At 68.6% G+C, this 14,563-nt stretch carries 20 protein-coding genes; 9 read left to right on the top strand and 11 right to left on the bottom strand.

Features of this window, described 5'->3' with window-relative positions:
* Positions 1 to 4: 4 nt before the first annotated feature.
* Entirely contained in the window at positions 5 to 472 is a 468-nt protein-coding gene (locus ACZ5BU_RS09730) for an Lrp/AsnC family transcriptional regulator (protein WP_465697170.1), read from the bottom strand.
* A 93-nt stretch (positions 473 to 565) separates the two neighbouring features.
* Here ACZ5BU_RS09730 and ACZ5BU_RS09725 point away from each other — a divergent pair, with 93 nt between their 5' ends.
* Together ACZ5BU_RS09725 and ACZ5BU_RS09720 are read left to right on the top strand one after the other, a co-directional pair.
* Complete coding sequence (locus ACZ5BU_RS09725) at positions 566 to 1,447, top strand: LLM class flavin-dependent oxidoreductase (protein WP_465697168.1); 882 nt, start codon at positions 566 to 568, stop codon at positions 1,445 to 1,447.
* Positions 1,437 to 1,862: a nucleoside deaminase gene (locus tag ACZ5BU_RS09720; protein ID WP_465697167.1), complete on the top strand. Its 426-nt coding sequence runs from the start codon at positions 1,437 to 1,439 to the stop codon at positions 1,860 to 1,862. The genes ACZ5BU_RS09725 and ACZ5BU_RS09720 overlap by 11 nt, the downstream gene beginning before the upstream one ends.
* A gap of 33 nt (positions 1,863 to 1,895) precedes the next feature.
* On the opposite strand, the gene ACZ5BU_RS09715 is transcribed toward ACZ5BU_RS09720, so the two are convergent.
* A complete protein-coding gene (locus tag ACZ5BU_RS09715; RefSeq protein WP_465697165.1) occupies positions 1,896 to 2,816 on the bottom strand; it encodes an LppU/SCO3897 family protein in 921 nt (306 codons plus the stop codon).
* Between the two features lie 45 nt (positions 2,817 to 2,861).
* Positions 2,862 to 3,833, bottom strand: a complete 972-nt coding sequence (locus tag ACZ5BU_RS09710; RefSeq protein WP_465697163.1) for a helix-turn-helix transcriptional regulator — start codon at positions 3,831 to 3,833, stop codon at positions 2,862 to 2,864.
* 93 nt (positions 3,834 to 3,926) lie between these two features.
* On the opposite strand from ACZ5BU_RS09710, the gene ACZ5BU_RS09705 reads away from it, so the two are divergent.
* From ACZ5BU_RS09705 to ACZ5BU_RS09695, 3 genes are read left to right on the top strand one after another with little or no spacing between them, the layout of a single operon-like run.
* The gene (locus ACZ5BU_RS09705; protein WP_465697161.1) at positions 3,927 to 4,880 is read left to right on the top strand and encodes a helix-turn-helix transcriptional regulator; all 954 of its coding nucleotides are present in this window, start codon (positions 3,927 to 3,929) and stop codon (positions 4,878 to 4,880) included.
* Complete coding sequence (locus ACZ5BU_RS09700) at positions 4,877 to 5,167, top strand: DUF1905 domain-containing protein (protein WP_465697159.1); 291 nt, start codon at positions 4,877 to 4,879, stop codon at positions 5,165 to 5,167. Before ACZ5BU_RS09705 ends, ACZ5BU_RS09700 begins: the two co-directional genes overlap by 4 nt.
* A 57-nt stretch (positions 5,168 to 5,224) precedes the next feature.
* Positions 5,225 to 5,773: an isochorismatase family protein gene (locus ACZ5BU_RS09695; RefSeq protein WP_465697157.1), complete on the top strand. Its 549-nt coding sequence runs from the start codon at positions 5,225 to 5,227 to the stop codon at positions 5,771 to 5,773.
* A 73-nt stretch (positions 5,774 to 5,846) separates the two neighbouring features.
* On the opposite strand, the gene ACZ5BU_RS09690 is transcribed toward ACZ5BU_RS09695, so the two are convergent.
* Positions 5,847 to 6,755: an NmrA family NAD(P)-binding protein gene (locus tag ACZ5BU_RS09690; RefSeq protein WP_465697155.1), complete on the bottom strand. Its 909-nt coding sequence runs from the start codon at positions 6,753 to 6,755 to the stop codon at positions 5,847 to 5,849.
* A 73-nt stretch (positions 6,756 to 6,828) separates the two neighbouring features.
* Here ACZ5BU_RS09690 and ACZ5BU_RS09685 point away from each other — a divergent pair, with 73 nt between their 5' ends.
* Entirely contained in the window at positions 6,829 to 7,551 is a 723-nt protein-coding gene (locus tag ACZ5BU_RS09685) for a TetR/AcrR family transcriptional regulator (RefSeq protein WP_465697153.1), read from the top strand.
* Here the strand turns inward: ACZ5BU_RS09685 and ACZ5BU_RS09680 are convergent.
* Positions 7,497 to 7,772: a hypothetical protein gene (locus ACZ5BU_RS09680; RefSeq protein WP_465697151.1), complete on the bottom strand. Its 276-nt coding sequence runs from the start codon at positions 7,770 to 7,772 to the stop codon at positions 7,497 to 7,499. The two genes, ACZ5BU_RS09685 and ACZ5BU_RS09680, sit on opposite strands and share 55 nt — an antisense overlap.
* A 48-nt stretch (positions 7,773 to 7,820) precedes the next feature.
* Positions 7,821 to 8,657, bottom strand: a complete 837-nt coding sequence (locus tag ACZ5BU_RS09675; RefSeq protein WP_465697150.1) for an aldo/keto reductase — start codon at positions 8,655 to 8,657, stop codon at positions 7,821 to 7,823.
* 171 nt (positions 8,658 to 8,828) lie between these two features.
* Here ACZ5BU_RS09675 and ACZ5BU_RS09670 point away from each other — a divergent pair, with 171 nt between their 5' ends.
* The 3 genes from ACZ5BU_RS09670 to ACZ5BU_RS09660 all read left to right on the top strand — a co-directional run bounded on the left by ACZ5BU_RS09670 (position 8,829) and on the right by ACZ5BU_RS09660 (position 10,775).
* The gene (locus tag ACZ5BU_RS09670; RefSeq protein WP_465697148.1) at positions 8,829 to 9,671 is read left to right on the top strand and encodes a phosphotransferase; all 843 of its coding nucleotides are present in this window, start codon (positions 8,829 to 8,831) and stop codon (positions 9,669 to 9,671) included.
* A gap of 81 nt (positions 9,672 to 9,752) precedes the next feature.
* Positions 9,753 to 10,148 (top strand): tautomerase family protein, encoded by a 396-nt coding sequence (locus tag ACZ5BU_RS09665; RefSeq protein WP_465697146.1) that lies wholly within the window; start codon positions 9,753 to 9,755, stop codon positions 10,146 to 10,148.
* 99 nt (positions 10,149 to 10,247) lie between these two features.
* Positions 10,248 to 10,775: a DUF3626 domain-containing protein gene (locus ACZ5BU_RS09660; RefSeq protein WP_465697144.1), complete on the top strand. Its 528-nt coding sequence runs from the start codon at positions 10,248 to 10,250 to the stop codon at positions 10,773 to 10,775.
* Here the strand turns inward: ACZ5BU_RS09660 and ACZ5BU_RS09655 are convergent.
* The 5 genes from ACZ5BU_RS09655 to ACZ5BU_RS09635 all read right to left on the bottom strand — a co-directional run bounded on the left by ACZ5BU_RS09655 (position 10,732) and on the right by ACZ5BU_RS09635 (position 14,560).
* Positions 10,732 to 11,082, bottom strand: a complete 351-nt coding sequence (locus ACZ5BU_RS09655) for an ArsR/SmtB family transcription factor (RefSeq protein WP_465697142.1) — start codon at positions 11,080 to 11,082, stop codon at positions 10,732 to 10,734. The genes ACZ5BU_RS09660 and ACZ5BU_RS09655 overlap by 44 nt on opposite strands.
* On the bottom strand, positions 11,075 to 11,503 hold the full coding sequence (locus tag ACZ5BU_RS09650) for an SRPBCC family protein (protein WP_465697140.1): 429 nt from the start codon (positions 11,501 to 11,503) through the stop codon (positions 11,075 to 11,077). Before ACZ5BU_RS09650 ends, ACZ5BU_RS09655 begins: the two co-directional genes overlap by 8 nt.
* Positions 11,504 to 11,563: 60 nt before the next feature.
* Complete coding sequence (locus ACZ5BU_RS09645) at positions 11,564 to 12,787, bottom strand: RNA polymerase sigma factor (protein WP_465697138.1); 1,224 nt, start codon at positions 12,785 to 12,787, stop codon at positions 11,564 to 11,566.
* Positions 12,784 to 13,107 (bottom strand): YciI family protein, encoded by a 324-nt coding sequence (locus ACZ5BU_RS09640; protein WP_465697136.1) that lies wholly within the window; start codon positions 13,105 to 13,107, stop codon positions 12,784 to 12,786. Before ACZ5BU_RS09640 ends, ACZ5BU_RS09645 begins: the two co-directional genes overlap by 4 nt.
* A gap of 286 nt (positions 13,108 to 13,393) precedes the next feature.
* Positions 13,394 to 14,560 carry a serine hydrolase domain-containing protein gene (locus tag ACZ5BU_RS09635; protein WP_465697134.1) on the bottom strand — a complete coding sequence of 389 codons (1,167 nt, stop codon included), beginning with the start codon at positions 14,558 to 14,560 and terminating at the stop codon, positions 13,394 to 13,396.
* Between the last annotated feature and the right edge of the window lie 3 nt (positions 14,561 to 14,563).

The raw sequence follows: 14,563 nt of genomic DNA, 5'->3' as shown, positions 1-14,563 counted from the left end.
GCTCTCACGGGGAGGCCTGGTCGGCCACCGGCTTTTGCGGTCCTCGATACCGCTGCGTCTGCGAGTAGACCAGGTTGGTCATCGTACTCCCGAACTCGGTCAGCTCGTTCACCAGCTCCTCCAGATGCGGCATCGAACCGGCCGCGACCTTCAGCGTGTAGCAGTCGTCGCCGGTTGTCCGCAGGCATTCGAGGATCTCGCGGCGTTCGGCCAGCAGCCGGTGCAGCGGCTCGTGCTTGTTTCCTGGGTACTTCAGCCGTACGACGGCCAGCACTGGGTAGCCGACCTTCGTCAGGTCGACCTCGGCGCGGTACCCGGTGATCACACCGATCGCTTCGAGGCGCCGTACCCGCTCGGTGGTCGCGGACGCGCTCAGGTTCACCCGCCGGCCGAGCTGGGTCAGCGAGAGCCGGGCGTCCTCCTGCAGCTCGTTGATGATCGCCCAGTCGGTCGGATCGAGACTCTCGGTCACACCGCCAATCTACCGGTGATTCCACGGCGCCGGGTCCTGTACGCCGTGAGGAATCTCTTCAACGCGGCGTTGTCGCCTGGATAGCCTGAGGGCGTGGAACTTGGGGTGAACGTGCCGAACTTCGGACCGGGGACGAACCCGGCGCGGCTGCGGGACTGGGCGCGGGTCGTCGAAGGGCTCGGGTACGACCTGCTGATGGTGTCGGACCACGTGGCGATCACGCCGGACGTCGCGGAGCAGTACCCGGAGCCGTTCTACGAGCCGTTCACCACGCTCAGCTGGCTGGCCGGCATCACCGAACGGGTCCGGCTCGGTACGACGGTGCTGATCGCCCCGTACCGCCATCCGTTGCTCACGGCAAGGATAGCGACGAACCTGAACGCGCTGAGCGGCGGCCGGCTGATCCTCGGCGTCGGCGCCGGGTGGGCCCAACAGGAGTTCGCCGCACTCGGCGCCGACTTCACCGGGCGCGGCCGCGCGACGGACGAGGTACTCGCCGCATTACCTGACGACATACCGGTGTGGATCGGCGGCAGCAGCCCCGCCGCCCTCCGCCGAACCATCCGCTACGGCACCGCCTGGCACCCCCTCCGCCAATCCATCCCCCAACTACGCACCGGCCTCACCCGCCTACACACCCTCGCCCACTCGGATCCCACACCGCCTGGCACGACGGAGCCGGCACCGCCCGCCGCTTTGGCACAGGCCGTGGAATCGCCCGGTCCGCGTTTGCCTGGGTTTGCTCCTCGGATTTTGCTGCGGCTCACGGGGGACCCGGTGCCGGACGATGATCGGGTCGCGGGAGAAGGGTCGGTCGAGCAGGTGCTGGAGGATCTCGTCGTACTGCGGGAGCTCGGCGCGGCGACCGTCGTACTCGACCCGTTCGTCGGCGACCCGGCCGAAACCGAACGACCTGAAGCAGCCTGGCAGCAACTGGCGACGATCATCGACCACTGGAGACGACGTGACACCTGAAGCAGAAGAGTTCCTGCGCCGAGCGATCGCCCTCGCCGCGGCATCCCGCGAATCCGGCGACGCACCGTTCGGATCACTGCTGGTCGGACCAGACGGCGACGTACTGGCCGAGGACCACAACACAACCCTCAGCGAAGGCAACATCAGCTTCCACCCGGAGCTGAAGCTCGCGGTGTGGGCGGCGCAGCACCTGACACCCGAGGTAGCAGCCGGCACAACCATGTACACGAGCTGCCAGCCGTGCCCGATGTGCACCGGAGCCCTGGCCCGCTCCGGCCTCGGCAAGGTCGTCTACGCCCTGTCCGGCGAGCAGCTCAACGGTCTCAAGTCGACAGGCGAGTTCCCCGCCGTACCGCTGGAAGGCCCCGCGCTCTACGACGAGGCCCGGGTCCCCGTGGAGGGCTACTACAGCTGAGGAGCGGGGTCCCGCAGCCGGGACCCCGCCGCATCACTTGACCTTCGCCAGGCAGAGCGTGTAGTGCGCGCCCTCGTCGACGTACGTCGCGTCGGCGTCGTCACTGCATTTGCTCTCGTCCGTCGAGTCGAGCTTGTCGATCACCCTGTACTCGGCGTCGGACGAGCTGCAGGGGACGACCTTCACGTCCGGCACCGACGAGGTGCCCTTGTTCACCACGCAGGAGCCGATCTGCGCCTTCGACTCGGTCGAGTTGAGGTTGCCGATGATCAGTATCGCGATGAACGCGATCGGCAGCAGCAGCATCAGCATCGCCGGGCGCTGGAACAGCGGCTTGCCCGGGTTCATCGGCTGGCCCGGACCCGGGGTGGGCTCCGGGAGACGCTTGAACTTCTGCATCGGGCCGATGTTCATCAGCATCGTGATCGGGTTGATGATCGACGAACCGATGCCCCACCAGCCCTGCCAGAGGCTCTTCGAGGTCATGTCGCGGACGGACGCGATCCCGCAGGTACGGCAGAACGGACCCCGGAGCTTGAGGAACCGCATCAGGACGATCATGCCCTGGTGACCGCGGACGGTAGCGTCCACGGCCGGATAGCCACCGCAGAAGCGGCAGCTCATCTCGCCCTGAGGCGCGTATCCCGGCTGCGGGAACGACTGGCCTTGCTGACCCGGGTACTGGCCCTGCTGCTGGTACTGGCCGTACTGCGGCGCCTGCTGACCGGGCTGACCGGCGTACTGCTGCTGGTACGCACCGGGCTGGCCCTGGTACGGCTGACCGTCTTGAGCGCCGTACTGCGGCTGACCCGGGTACTGCTGACCGGGCTGCCCCTGGGGCGGAGGCTGCTGACCCGGCTGGGAGTACTGCGGGAACTGCTGCGGTGGCGGACCGTAGCCGCTCGGCTGACCTGCGTACGGGCCCTGCGGCGGCTGGGGAGGGGATGTGGTCACGAATGGTTCCTGAGGCTTGAACGGGACACGATGAACCATCGCACCTTACTCACCCAGGCGGTCCACCGAGCCGTAAAGGCTGGTCAATTCCCGGCCAAGTCGCGCGAGTTCGGCCTGGACCGACGGCGGATCGACCACCTCGATCGACCCGCCCCACCCGGCCAGGTGCTGCGCGATCATCAGCGGAGTCGGCGCGGTGACCCGGATCCGGACCCGGTCGCCGGCCGTTCCGTCGACCGGGCCGTCGACCTCGCAGTTGCGGCCGAGTCGGTCCTGCATCACCCAGACGTACCGCTCGTCCATCAGGACCGTTGCCGTCAGCCCCGATCGGCGTTCCTCCATCCGCTCGACGATCTCGGCCCACGCCGATGACAGTTCGAAGTCGTCCGGTCGCTCGAACAGCTCACCGGTCGGCGTCGCCTGCTCGATCCGATCGACCCGGAACGTCCGCCGGCCGTTGGGCGTACCCGCGATCAGGTACCAGACGTCGTCCTTGTCGACCAGGCCGAGCGGTTCGACGAGGCGTTCCGACGTACCGCGTCCACGGCCGGAGTAGACCAGTCGCACGCGTTCCCGGCGTACGACGGCGTCCTGCAGGCGGCGTACCAGCTCAGGACGCTCCTTGACGTGCTCGCCCCAGCGGGCCGGGTCGATGACGACCGCCTCGGCCGCGGCTTGGGCGTGCTCGCGGAAGGTGTCGGGGAGCGCGCGGACCAGCTTGCGGAGCGCGGCCTTCGCGTCGGGTGCGATCGACGCGGCCGGGCCGACGAGAAGGAAGAGGGCCTGCGCCTCGGCCGCGGTCAGGCCGCTCAGATCGGTACGGGCGCCGCCGACGAGTTGCCAGCCGCCGTTCCGTCCGGGCTGTGGATAAACCGGGATGCCGGCTGTGGACAACGCCTCGAGATCGCGGCGCGCGGTGGCGAGCGAGATCTCCAGTTCCGCGGCGACCTCCGCCGCGGTGACCCGACCACGGGCCTGCATCAGCAACAGCACCGCCACCAACCGATCCGCCCGCACCTATTGATCGTCGCAGACAAACTGCTCACCCGCTGAGCACTTCACGGTGGGCTACCCTCGGAACCGGACGGACTGCCTCCGGAATGGTGGACGATGGCGTACGACGTGAGCCCGACGGCGCGCACCCTGATGGTCCTGGAGCTGATCCAGAACAATCCCGGGATCACCGCGGAACGCCTCGGCGACAAGCTCGGCGTGTCCGAACGCGCAGCCCGCCGGTACGTGGCGATCCTGCGCGAGGCAGACATCCCGATCGAATCGGTCCGCGGCCCGTACGGCGGCTACCGCGTCGGACGTGGCCTGCGACTCGCGCCGCTGATGTTCAGCAACACCGAGGCGCTCGGCCTGGTGATGGCCGTTCTCGAAGGCCCGCGCGGCACGGCCGACCCGGTCGATACCGCCCTCGGCAAGATCATCCGCGTCCTGCCCGAACCGGTCGCCCGCGCCACCGACGCGGTCCGCCGGGTCAGCGCCCGCGGCCCGGATCCCGGCGCACGTACGCCCGACCCCGAGATCACCGCGGCCCTCGTTTCGCACAGTACCGACACCCGCCGCGTCACCATTACGTACCGCCGCCACCAGGACGAGTGGGCGATGGACGTCGATCCGTGGGCGGTCGTGGTGCGCCGAGGCCGCTGGTACCTGCTGTGCTGGTCCCACACGAAGGACGCCCAACGGGTCCTCCGCGTGGACAAGATCACCAGGGTCGACCCCCAACCCAGCCTCTTCACCCCACCGGCCGACCTGGATGCTCTGGCCGCCGTAGAAGAACACCTGGCCATGGGCTGGCGCTACCCGATCGAGGTAGAAATCGACGCCCCGCTGGACGCCACCCGATGCTGGATCCCCAGGAGCATGGGCCGTCTGGAACCGATGGACGACGCCCACACCCGGCTCTCGGCCAGCACCGACGAGCCGGAGTGGTACGCCACCCAACTGACCGCCATCAAGGCGTCGTACCGAATCCTCGGCAGTCCCGAACTCCAAAAGGCCTCTCGCGACCTGGCCCACCGCCTCCTCGCCGCAAGCACTCTGGGAGAGAAGTGAACGACATCGAGTTCTCCGGGGAGATCTGGTACTGGCGGGGGCCGGCGCCTTGGTACTTCATCACGGTGCCGGAGGAGGAGTGTGGGTACTTCGAGGCGGAGTCCGGGTTCGTGTCGTACGGGTGGGGGATGATTCCGGTCACCGCGGAGATCGGCGGGAGTGTTTGGGAGACGTCGATGTTTCCCAAGGACGGGCGGTACCTCCTGCCGGTGAAGGCGGCGGTGCGGCGGGCAGAGGATCTCGACGACGGGGACGTGCCGGTGGTGCGGCTCCGGTTGCGGAGCTGACGGAAACTGTCGGTGGGTCTGGCTAGCGTTCCTTCGTACCTGCTGGAAGGAGCGGATATGTCCACGCTGTCTGATCGGCCGAACACCGGCCTGCTGGTGGTCGACGTACAGAACGGTGTCGTGAACGAGGCGCACGAGCGCGACCGTGTCGTCGCGAACATCGGCACGCTCGTCGGCAAGGCTCGCGCCGGGGGAGTGCCGGTGGTCTGGGTCCAGCACTCCAGCGAGAACCTCTCGAAGGACAGCTATGACTGGCAGCTCGTGCCGGAGTTGGCCCGCGACGACTCCGAGGCGCTCGTCCACAAGACGTACGCCGACTCGTTCGAGGCGACCGACCTGGAGGACGTCCTCGCCCGCGCCGGCATCGGCCACCTCGTCGTCAGCGGCGCCCAGACCGACGAATGCATCCGCTCGACGATCCACGGCGCGATGGTTCGTGGGTACGACGTGACGCTGGTCGGCGATGCGCATACCACCGAGGACCTCTCGGAGTGGGGAGCGCCGACACCCGACAAGGTGATCGCCCACACCAATCTCTACTGGGAGAATCACCGCGCGCCTGGGAGGACCGCCGCGGTCAAGGAGACCGACGAGGTGAGCTTCTGACGACGCCTCACAGTTGGCCGGTGGCGAACACGCGGCCGGCTCGGTCGTGCCGAACACGGGGACGTGCGGCCGGCTAGGCCGTTCCGAGCAGGCGGGTGCGGAGTGCGGCGGCGCCCGATTCCGCGAGCCAGTCGGCGAGTGTGCGCAATCCTGGGTGGATCACCCGCAGCGCCTCGATGTCGGCATGCCAGCGCTGACCGGATATCCACCGCTGTCGCGTCTCGGCGATCTCCGGGTTCAGCGCGGCGGCCTCGTCGTGGGTGAGTTGCTCGTACCGCACCTCGACTCCGGTTGCGGCGCCGATCACGGCGACAGCCTCGACCGGTGTGAGGTCGTCACCGGCCAACTCCAGCGTCCGTCCCGCGAACCGCTCGGGCTGCTCGAACGCCAGTACGGCGAACTCGGCGATGTCTTCGATGGCGATCACCTGAACGGGCTCGTCCGGCGGAAACAGGTGCCGATGGACGCCGTCGGCGAACCCTTCCAGACCGAGGCCGGGTGACCCGAGGTAGTTCGTCATGAACCGCACCGGCCCCAGCACGGTGACGAGCGGGAGGTGCTCGCGCAGGTATTGCTCGGTCCGCCGCTTGCCCGGTGCCGCGAACGCGTCGCCGGTCGTCGACGCGACACCGGTGAACACCACGTGCCGAATCCCTGCGGCGACGGCGGCATCAGCCAAGGCTTTGCCGCGCGTGAACTCCAGCTCCGGATTGCTGCCGCCCGGACCATAGGTCGTCGGCGGTACGGCGAACAGCGCGGTGGCTCCGTCGAGCGCCGGCGGCAGGCTGGACGGGTCGTCGAAGTCCGCGACGGCGAGCTCGGCACCGGCGTCCGCGAGCGCTGCGGCCGCGGGCGAGGCCTTGTCACGTACGAGTGCGCGCACCCGCCAACCTCCGGCCAGCAGCCGGCGCGCGGTCGCGCCGCCCTGCTTGCCGGTGGCACCGGTCACTGCAACAGGGCCGCGGTTCGGTTGCTTGGTCATGTCGTCCTCTCCTTGGGGGGATATCTGGAATACTTCAACCCGGTTAGGACCGCCGCACAAGGGATTTCGTGACATGATGACTGTGACCAGCGGGGGCGATCGGGCCGACGCACGCCGCAACCGGGCCAAGATGCTGTCCGCGGCCGGCGAGGCCTTCGCCCAGCAGGGGCTCGACGTCCCGCTCGGCGAGATCGCGCGCCGGGCCGGGGTCGGCGCCGGCACGGTGTACCGGCACTTCCCGACCAAACAGGCTCTGCTCGAGGCGGTGTTCGTGCAGCACCTCGAGGAGCTGGTCGCCTCCGGCGAGCAGCGCATGGCGCGCTTCGCTCCTACGCAGGCGTTCTTCGGTTTTCTGCTGGATGTCGTGCAGAAATCGGACCGGCGCGGACAGATCTGCGAGGTGGTCGCCGAAGACGGCAGCTGGCCGCGCCCGATGCTCAAGGCATCCGCCCAGCGATTCCGCCAGGTCCTGACCGCCCTGCTGCACGCGGCGCAGCGTTCCGGCGGCGTCCGCGCCGACGTCAGCCCCGACGACGTCGTCTCGATCACTGCCGGCTGCGCCTCGATGCTCGCGGCCCGCGGCGACCGAGCCGCCGGACTCAGGCTCGTCCAGCTGATCCTGGAAAGCCTGCGCAGTTCCACTGGCGTCACGGAACAACAAATCTTTCGTGACGTCCCCGAAGGCATCTGCGCGGACTGCGGCACCCCACTCCCACTCCGCCCCACCGGCCGCCCAGCCCGCTACTGCGGCCCTACCTGCCGCCAACGAGCCCACCGCCGCCGCCTCGCAGGCTGATCTCGACCAACGCCCGCACTCGCGATACGCCGGCCTACTACCGCCGCCCCGAGCCCGGCGGACCGGACGCCGCGCGACGCCGGTACGGCGTCGTCGTACGTCGTCCAGCCCGCCTCGTGCCGCCGTACGTACTCATCGAACATCGCGTCCACCTCGGCATCGCTCGCAACGACGCCGAGGAACTCCCGCACGCGCAACCGCCGCTGCTCGGCGAAGGTCAACTCCCACCGCTCGGACGTGCCGGGGCGGTTGCCCCGGCACGTCGCGGGTTAGTCGGTGAGGGAGTTCAGGGCGGCGAGGTCGTCGTGGGAGAGGTCGAGGTCGGCGGCGGCGAGGTTTTCCTTGAGGTGGTGCTCGCTCGATGTACCTGGGATGGCGAGTACGTGCGGGCCGCGGCTGAGTGTCCAGGCCAGGCGGACCTGCGCCTCGGTCGCCCCGTGCCGCGCCGCGATCTCCTGTACGACGTCCGACTCGGGGACCCCGCCGGCCTCCCGCGACTCGGCCGTCACCGCGAAGAACGGCACGAACGCGATTCCGAGCTCACCGCACACCTCCAGGATTTCGTCGTTCACCCGCCCGAATCCAACGCTGTAGCGGTTCTGCACCGCGACCACCGGCGCGATCGCGCGCGCCTCGTGCAAATGCGCGACTTTCACGTTCGAGATGCCGAGCTGCCGGATCATGCCTTTCGCCTGTAGTTCGGCGAGCACACCGAAGTGCTCCGCGATCGACTCCAGCCGCATCTGCCGCAGGTAGACCAGGTCGAGCGAGTCGACACCGAGCGCCCGCAGATCCGCCTCGACCAGCCCGCGCAGCTCGTCCGGCCGTGCCAACCCGTGGTTCGTCGGACCGACCTTGGTCGCGATCACCAGGTCCTCCGGGTACGGCGCGAGCGCCCGGCGGATCACGTCGTTCGCCCAGTCCAGGCTCTCGAACGAGGTCTCGGCGCCGCCTCCGTGGTTGGGATAGAACGCGGCGGTGTCGAGGTGGTTCACCCCGAGCTCGACGACCCGCCGCAGCAGCGCGATCGCCCGCTCCTGTACGTCCGGCCCGTCGGTCGCGGCGGATCCCGCGAGCCGCTTCGCGCCGAAGCCGATCCGCCGCACCCGGTCGGTGCCGAGCTGCCAGAATTCCCCGGACTTGCTTTCCGCAATTTCCGATGATAGGTTTCTTGATGAAGAGACATTTCCCTGTGAATTCTGCATTCGGCCAGGATAAATCCTCCGGGGGAATTCGTCCACCATTCTCCGCAACTTTTCTGGGTTAGTCTCGGGTCTGTGCGACTTTCCGAGCGGCAGCGGGAGCTGCTGGACCAGTGGTTGCCGTCCGCCACGATCGTGCGGGACCACAGCTGGGGCATCATCGGCACGCTCGTCCTGGAGCTCGAACACGACGGCGTCCGCTACATCGCGAAGGCCGGCGACGCGACGGACCACCACCTCGCCCGCGAACTACGGGCCCACCGCAACCGGTTGGAGCCGTGGACGACGCGCGGCCGAGCCGCCGAGCTGATCAACGCCGACGACGACGCGAAGCTGCTCCTCACCCGGTATCTGCCCGGCGAACTCGTCGAAGGTACGCCGTACGAGTTCACGCCGGACACCTACCAGCAGGCCGGCGGACTGCTCGCCGCCCTCCACCAGCAGTCCGCCGTACGCGACGACGCCTACGAATCCCGCGAGAACGAACGGATCCTGCGCTACCTACGGATGCCGCACCGAATCGCCCCCGACGTCGTGGACCGGGTCCGCGCGGCCATCGACCACTGGCCGACCCCGACCGCGCTCCTCGTCCCCACCCACGGCGACTGGCAACCCCGCAACTGGCTGATCGACCACGGCACCGTCCGGGTGATCGACTTCGGCCGCGCCGATCTGCGCCCCGGGTACACCGACCTTGCTCGTCTGGCCGTTCAGCAGTTCCAGCGCGACCCTGCCTTGGAGCCGGCGTTCCTCACCGGCTACGGCGGCGACCCCCGCGAGCCCGACGCCTGGCAACGCACCCGCATACGCGAAGCAGTCAGTACGGCGGTTTGGGCCTACCAGGTCGGCGAAGAAGCCTTCGAACAACAAGGTCACCGCATGCTGGCAGCCGCTCTCGAGACCAGCTCCACCGGATAAGAACCACATATTGGCTCGCCGGAGTCAGGGCTTCGTGGTGGGGTTCGGGGAGGGGCGGTCGACTGGGAAAGGAATCAGCTCATGCCGAGTGCACAGATCGAGGTACGCCGGGAGTACTCCGCGGCGGACGAGGCTGGGATCGTCGAGGCGGTCCACGCGGCGCTGGTGACGGCGTTCAAGATCCCGCCGCAGGACAAGGACGTGCGGGTGGTCGTACACCAGCCACACCGCTTCGCCTGCTCACCGCGCCTGACGCAGCCGGAGTACTTCACGCTCGTCACCATCGACTGCTTCGCCGGCCGTTCGGTCGACGCCAAGCGCACCCTCTACACCGAAATCGTCACCAACCTGAAGGCCTTCAACATCCCACCCGACCACATCACGATCCTCGTCCGCGACCACCCCACCACCAACTGGGGCATCCGCGCCGGCCAGGCCGCCTGCGACCTCGACCTCGGCTTCGACATCAATGTCTGACCTGGGACCCGTCGACTGGCCGCCGGCACCGATCAAGACCGCGAGGCTCGTCCTGCGGGCGTCAGGGGCTCGGGATCGGTGGCTCGGGGAACGAGCCCCGTGCTGACGCTGCAGTTCCATCCGAACTGGCCGCATGGGGAGCGGACCGTGATCGAGTCGATGGTGGCCGACGGCATCTACAAGTCCCAGTTCGCCACCGGGATCTCCAACGGCGGACTCGGGGGAGATCGCCAGGTCTGGGAGAGCCGCCTGTTCGCCGGACGGTACGACGACCAACCCGACACGGCCCGCCCTGTGTACGGCGTGTGGAACCGGCATGCCGACGTGTACGGCGGCGCGATCCGTTTCGGGTCGTCGTACCTACGGCTGAATCCGGAAGTGATCGAGCGCGCGACGTTCTGCTTCCCGGACTCGGCCCGCGGCCCGAAACACTTCGGCGATCGGACAACCTTGCCGCAGCTGTGCGAGCTGGCCGCGTTCGACCCGGCGTACCGCGGCGCCGACACCGTCGCACTCGCGCGCGAGATCGGTCAGGAGCTGACGCCGTACGCACTCGGTGGTGCCAAGTATCCGCCCCAAGCGATCAAGTACGTGTGGCACTGTCTGGCTCGCTACGGTCGTCAATAGACAGATCACGCAGCTTCTTCAAAGCATTCGCCCAATAGGCGTCGTACTGCGAGACCCACGTCCCGAAAGCGGCATCCAGGCCGCGGTCGTCGATGCGGTAATGCTGATGCCGTCCGGACTTCTCCGCCACCACCAGCCCGGCCGCCCGCAACGTCATCAGATGCTTCGAGATGCCCGACGTCACCAACTCCGGGAACTCCGCCGCGAGCTCACCGACGGTCAGACTGCCGCGCGACATCAACAGCTCCAGCATGCCCCGCCGCGTCGGATCCGCGATCGCCCGGAACGGGTCGGCGTCGTCAGCCAACGCCGTTCACCACGGCCGCGAGCTGTTCCAGCACCTGGTGCTTGTCGGCGCCCCGCTCGTACGCCTCCCGGGTTCGCTGCCACGTCGCCGTACCGATGCCGGCGAACCCATCGTGCGTCAGCGACACCTCCGTACCTGCGCCGGCCGCGCGCAGCTCGATCACCAACCGCCCCGGATGCTCCCACCCGGCGTCCTCCTCCATCCACGACAGCACGAGCCGGCCCTCGGGGACCAGTTCGAGTACGACGCCACTGATCCACGTGACGCCGTCCGCACCGAGCATCCGGTACGGGCCACCCTCCTGCAGGTCGATCGTCAGCGTCGACGACAACCATCGGCGCAACGCGTCCTCGGTGCCGAACTGCTGCCACACCACGCTCGGCGGCCGGGGAATCGTGATCCGGCGGGTCACGTCAGGCATGTTCATCTCCTTACCATTTGGTAATGCATTACCTCATGGTAAGGCGTTCGAGCGCAACCCTCAACCCAGTTGCGCCCGCCGACGGGTCAGATATGCGACCTCGGCGGTGTTGCCCGCGAGCTCGATCGCCGTGTCGTACGCGGCCCGCGACTCTTCGCTCCGCCCCTGCCGGCGGAGCATGTCCGCACGGGTCGCGTGGAAGAGGTGGTACGCGGACAGCTTGTCGCCGAGTTCGTCGATCATCGCCAGCGCGACGTCCGGGCCGTCGAGTTCGGCGATCGCGATCGCGCGGTTGAGCGCGACGATCGGGGAGCGGTCGAGCCGCGCGAGCTGGTCGTACAGCGCGACGACCTGCGACCAGTCGGTGTCCCGGATGTCGCGGGCGGAGGTGTGTACGGCATTGATCGCGGCCAGGATCTGGTACCGCCCGGGCGGTTGCCGGGTCGCGAGCCGCTGCCGAACCAGGTCGTGGCCCTCGGCAATCATCTCGGCGTCCCAGGCGCCGCGGTCCTGCTCGTCGAGCGCGACCAGTTCACCGGTCTGCGAGACGCGCGCGGTACGGCGGGCCTCGGTGAGGAGCATCAACGCCAGCAGACCCGCGACCTCGCCGTCGGCCGGCAGCAGCGCGCGGATCAGGCGGGTGAGGCGGATCGCCTCCGCGGTCAGGTCATGGCGGATCGGGTCGGTGTCGGGACCGGTCGCCAGGTAGCCCTCGTTGAACACCAGGAACAGCACCGCGAGTACGCCGGACATCCGGCTTGGCAGGTCCTCCGCGGCCGGGACCCGGTACGGGATCCGCGCCGCCTTGATCTTCGCCTTCGCGCGGGTGATCCGCTGGCCCATCGCGGTCTCCTGGACCAGGAACGCGCGGGCGATCTCCGGTACGGTCAGCCCGCCGACCAGGCGGAGCGTCAGCGCGACGCGGGTCTCCATCGCGAGCGCCGGGTGGCAGCACGTGAAGATCAGCCGCAGCCGCTCGTCGTCGATCACCCCGAGAGGCTCCGGCGGTTCGTCGTACGACATCTGAGCCTCCTTCTGTTTGTCGTCCCGCTTGGTCTCACGGCGGATCCGGTCGATCGCCTTGCGGTTCGCGGTGGTGGTCAGCCAAGCGCCGGGGTTCGGCGGTACGCCGTCGACGGGCCACCGCTCGACCGCCGTCGCGAACGCCTCAGCGGCCGATTCCTCCGCGATGTCGAGGTCGCCGAACCGCTTGGCCAAGGACGCGACCACCCGCGCCCACTCGTTCCGATGGGCCTGGGTGATCGCTTCCTCGACACCGGTCACAGGAACGGCCGCACCTCGAGCCGCCGGTTGCACGCCTTGGACGCCCCGGCCGCGAGCTTCAGCGCGACATCCAGATCGTCGGCCTCGAACACCCAGAACCCGGCCATGTACTCCTTCGTCTCCACGAACGGCCCGTCGGTGAAGATCGGCTCCTCACCCCGCCCGTCGATCACGGTCGCGTCACTCGGCGAGCTCAACCCACCCGCGAACACCCAGTGCCCATCGGCCTGCAACTGCTCGTTGAACGCCGTGATCGCCGCCATCTCGTCATCCGTCGCGGACCCGGTCTTGTCGTCAACCACCGAAATCAAGTACTGCATCACCCTCTCCCTCCAGTAACCCCGTACACCCCTCCAACGAACCCGAACCCGCCACTACGACACCCACCCCGAACATTCTTTCCCCACCACCAGCTCAGTAGGTTCGCTCAGGTGACCAGTTTCCAGCAGCTGAACGAGCGAGCCCGGCAGGTGCGGCGCATGTACACGCGGCGGGAGGTTGAGCGGTATGGGCGGGAGTGGAGTGCGGAAGAGTTGGCGCTGGGGTTCGTGGGGGATGTCGGGGATCTGGTGAAGCTCGTGCAAGGGAAGGCCGGGGGCGGCTTCGCTAGTCCTCGAGGGCCTGGTAGACGGTGGTCCAGAAGTCTCGGGGGAGGGGGAGGCGGAAGTCGCCGGCGTGGGCTCGCTGCTGGATGAGGAGGGCGGTGAGGTCTTCGGCGGGGTCGTTGTACCAGGCGGTGCCGTAGAAGCCACCCCAGCCGTAGCTGCCGGCGGACGGGCCCAGGGTCGTACGGCGGGTGACCAGGCCCAGGCCGAGACCCCAGCTCGTGTTCTCGAAATAGCCGGGCCAGAAGCCGGAGATCTGCCGCTGCGTCGGGCTGAGCTGGTCGCTCGTCATCAGCGAGACCGAGGCGGGGGACAGGATCTCCCCGCCGCCCGCGAGGAGCGCCGACGCGAAGGTCAGGTAGTCGTCGGCCGTCGACACCAGCCCGCCGCTTCCGGCTTCGAGCTTCGGCGGCTTGCTCCACCGTTCCTCGTCAGGCAGGGCAACGGCCTCACCGGTCGGTGCGTTGTCCTGGTGGTACGCCGCCGCGAACCGTTCCAGGCTGTCCGGATTCACGCTGAACCCGGTGTCCTTCATCCCGAGCGGCTCCAGGATCCGCTCCTGCAACGCCGCACCGAACGACTTCCCGGTCGCCCGCTGGATCAGTACGCCGGCCACGTCGGCGCCGGTGTCGTACAGCCACCGCTCACCCGGCTGGTACACCAACGGAATCCGGCCGAGCCGCTCCACCCACTCGTCCAGCGTCGACCCGCGGAGCCCGTCCAGCGCGGCCGAGATCGGCGTGTCCTCAGGCGCCACCCCGGTCCCGAGCGTGAAGGCCAGCACGTCCCGCACCGTGATCGGCCGCGCCGCCGCGACCGTGTCCTCCAACGGACCCGAAGGATCGGCAAGCACCCGCATGTTCGCCAGCTCCGGCACGAACTCGTCGATCGGATCGTCGAGCCGCAACCTACAGTCCTCGATCAACGTCATCGCGCACGCGGCCACGATCGGCTTCGTCATCGACGCCATCCGCACGACCGTGTCTGTCGCCATCGGGACCTGAGCCCCGGCGCCCTCGAACGAGAGCTGCCCCGTCGCCTCGACGTACACCTCACCCCGCCGCGCGAGCACCGCCAGCATCCCCGGCACCACGCCGGACGCGACGTACCGCTCCTGCAACTCCCGCAACCGCACGAGCCGCTTCGCCGAGAACCCGCCAGCCGTCATCAC

The organism is Kribbella sp. NPDC031520, assembly GCF_055580825.1.
Note: the sequence above shows the minus strand (reverse complement) of the source record. Positions and strands in the feature narration are given on the sequence as shown.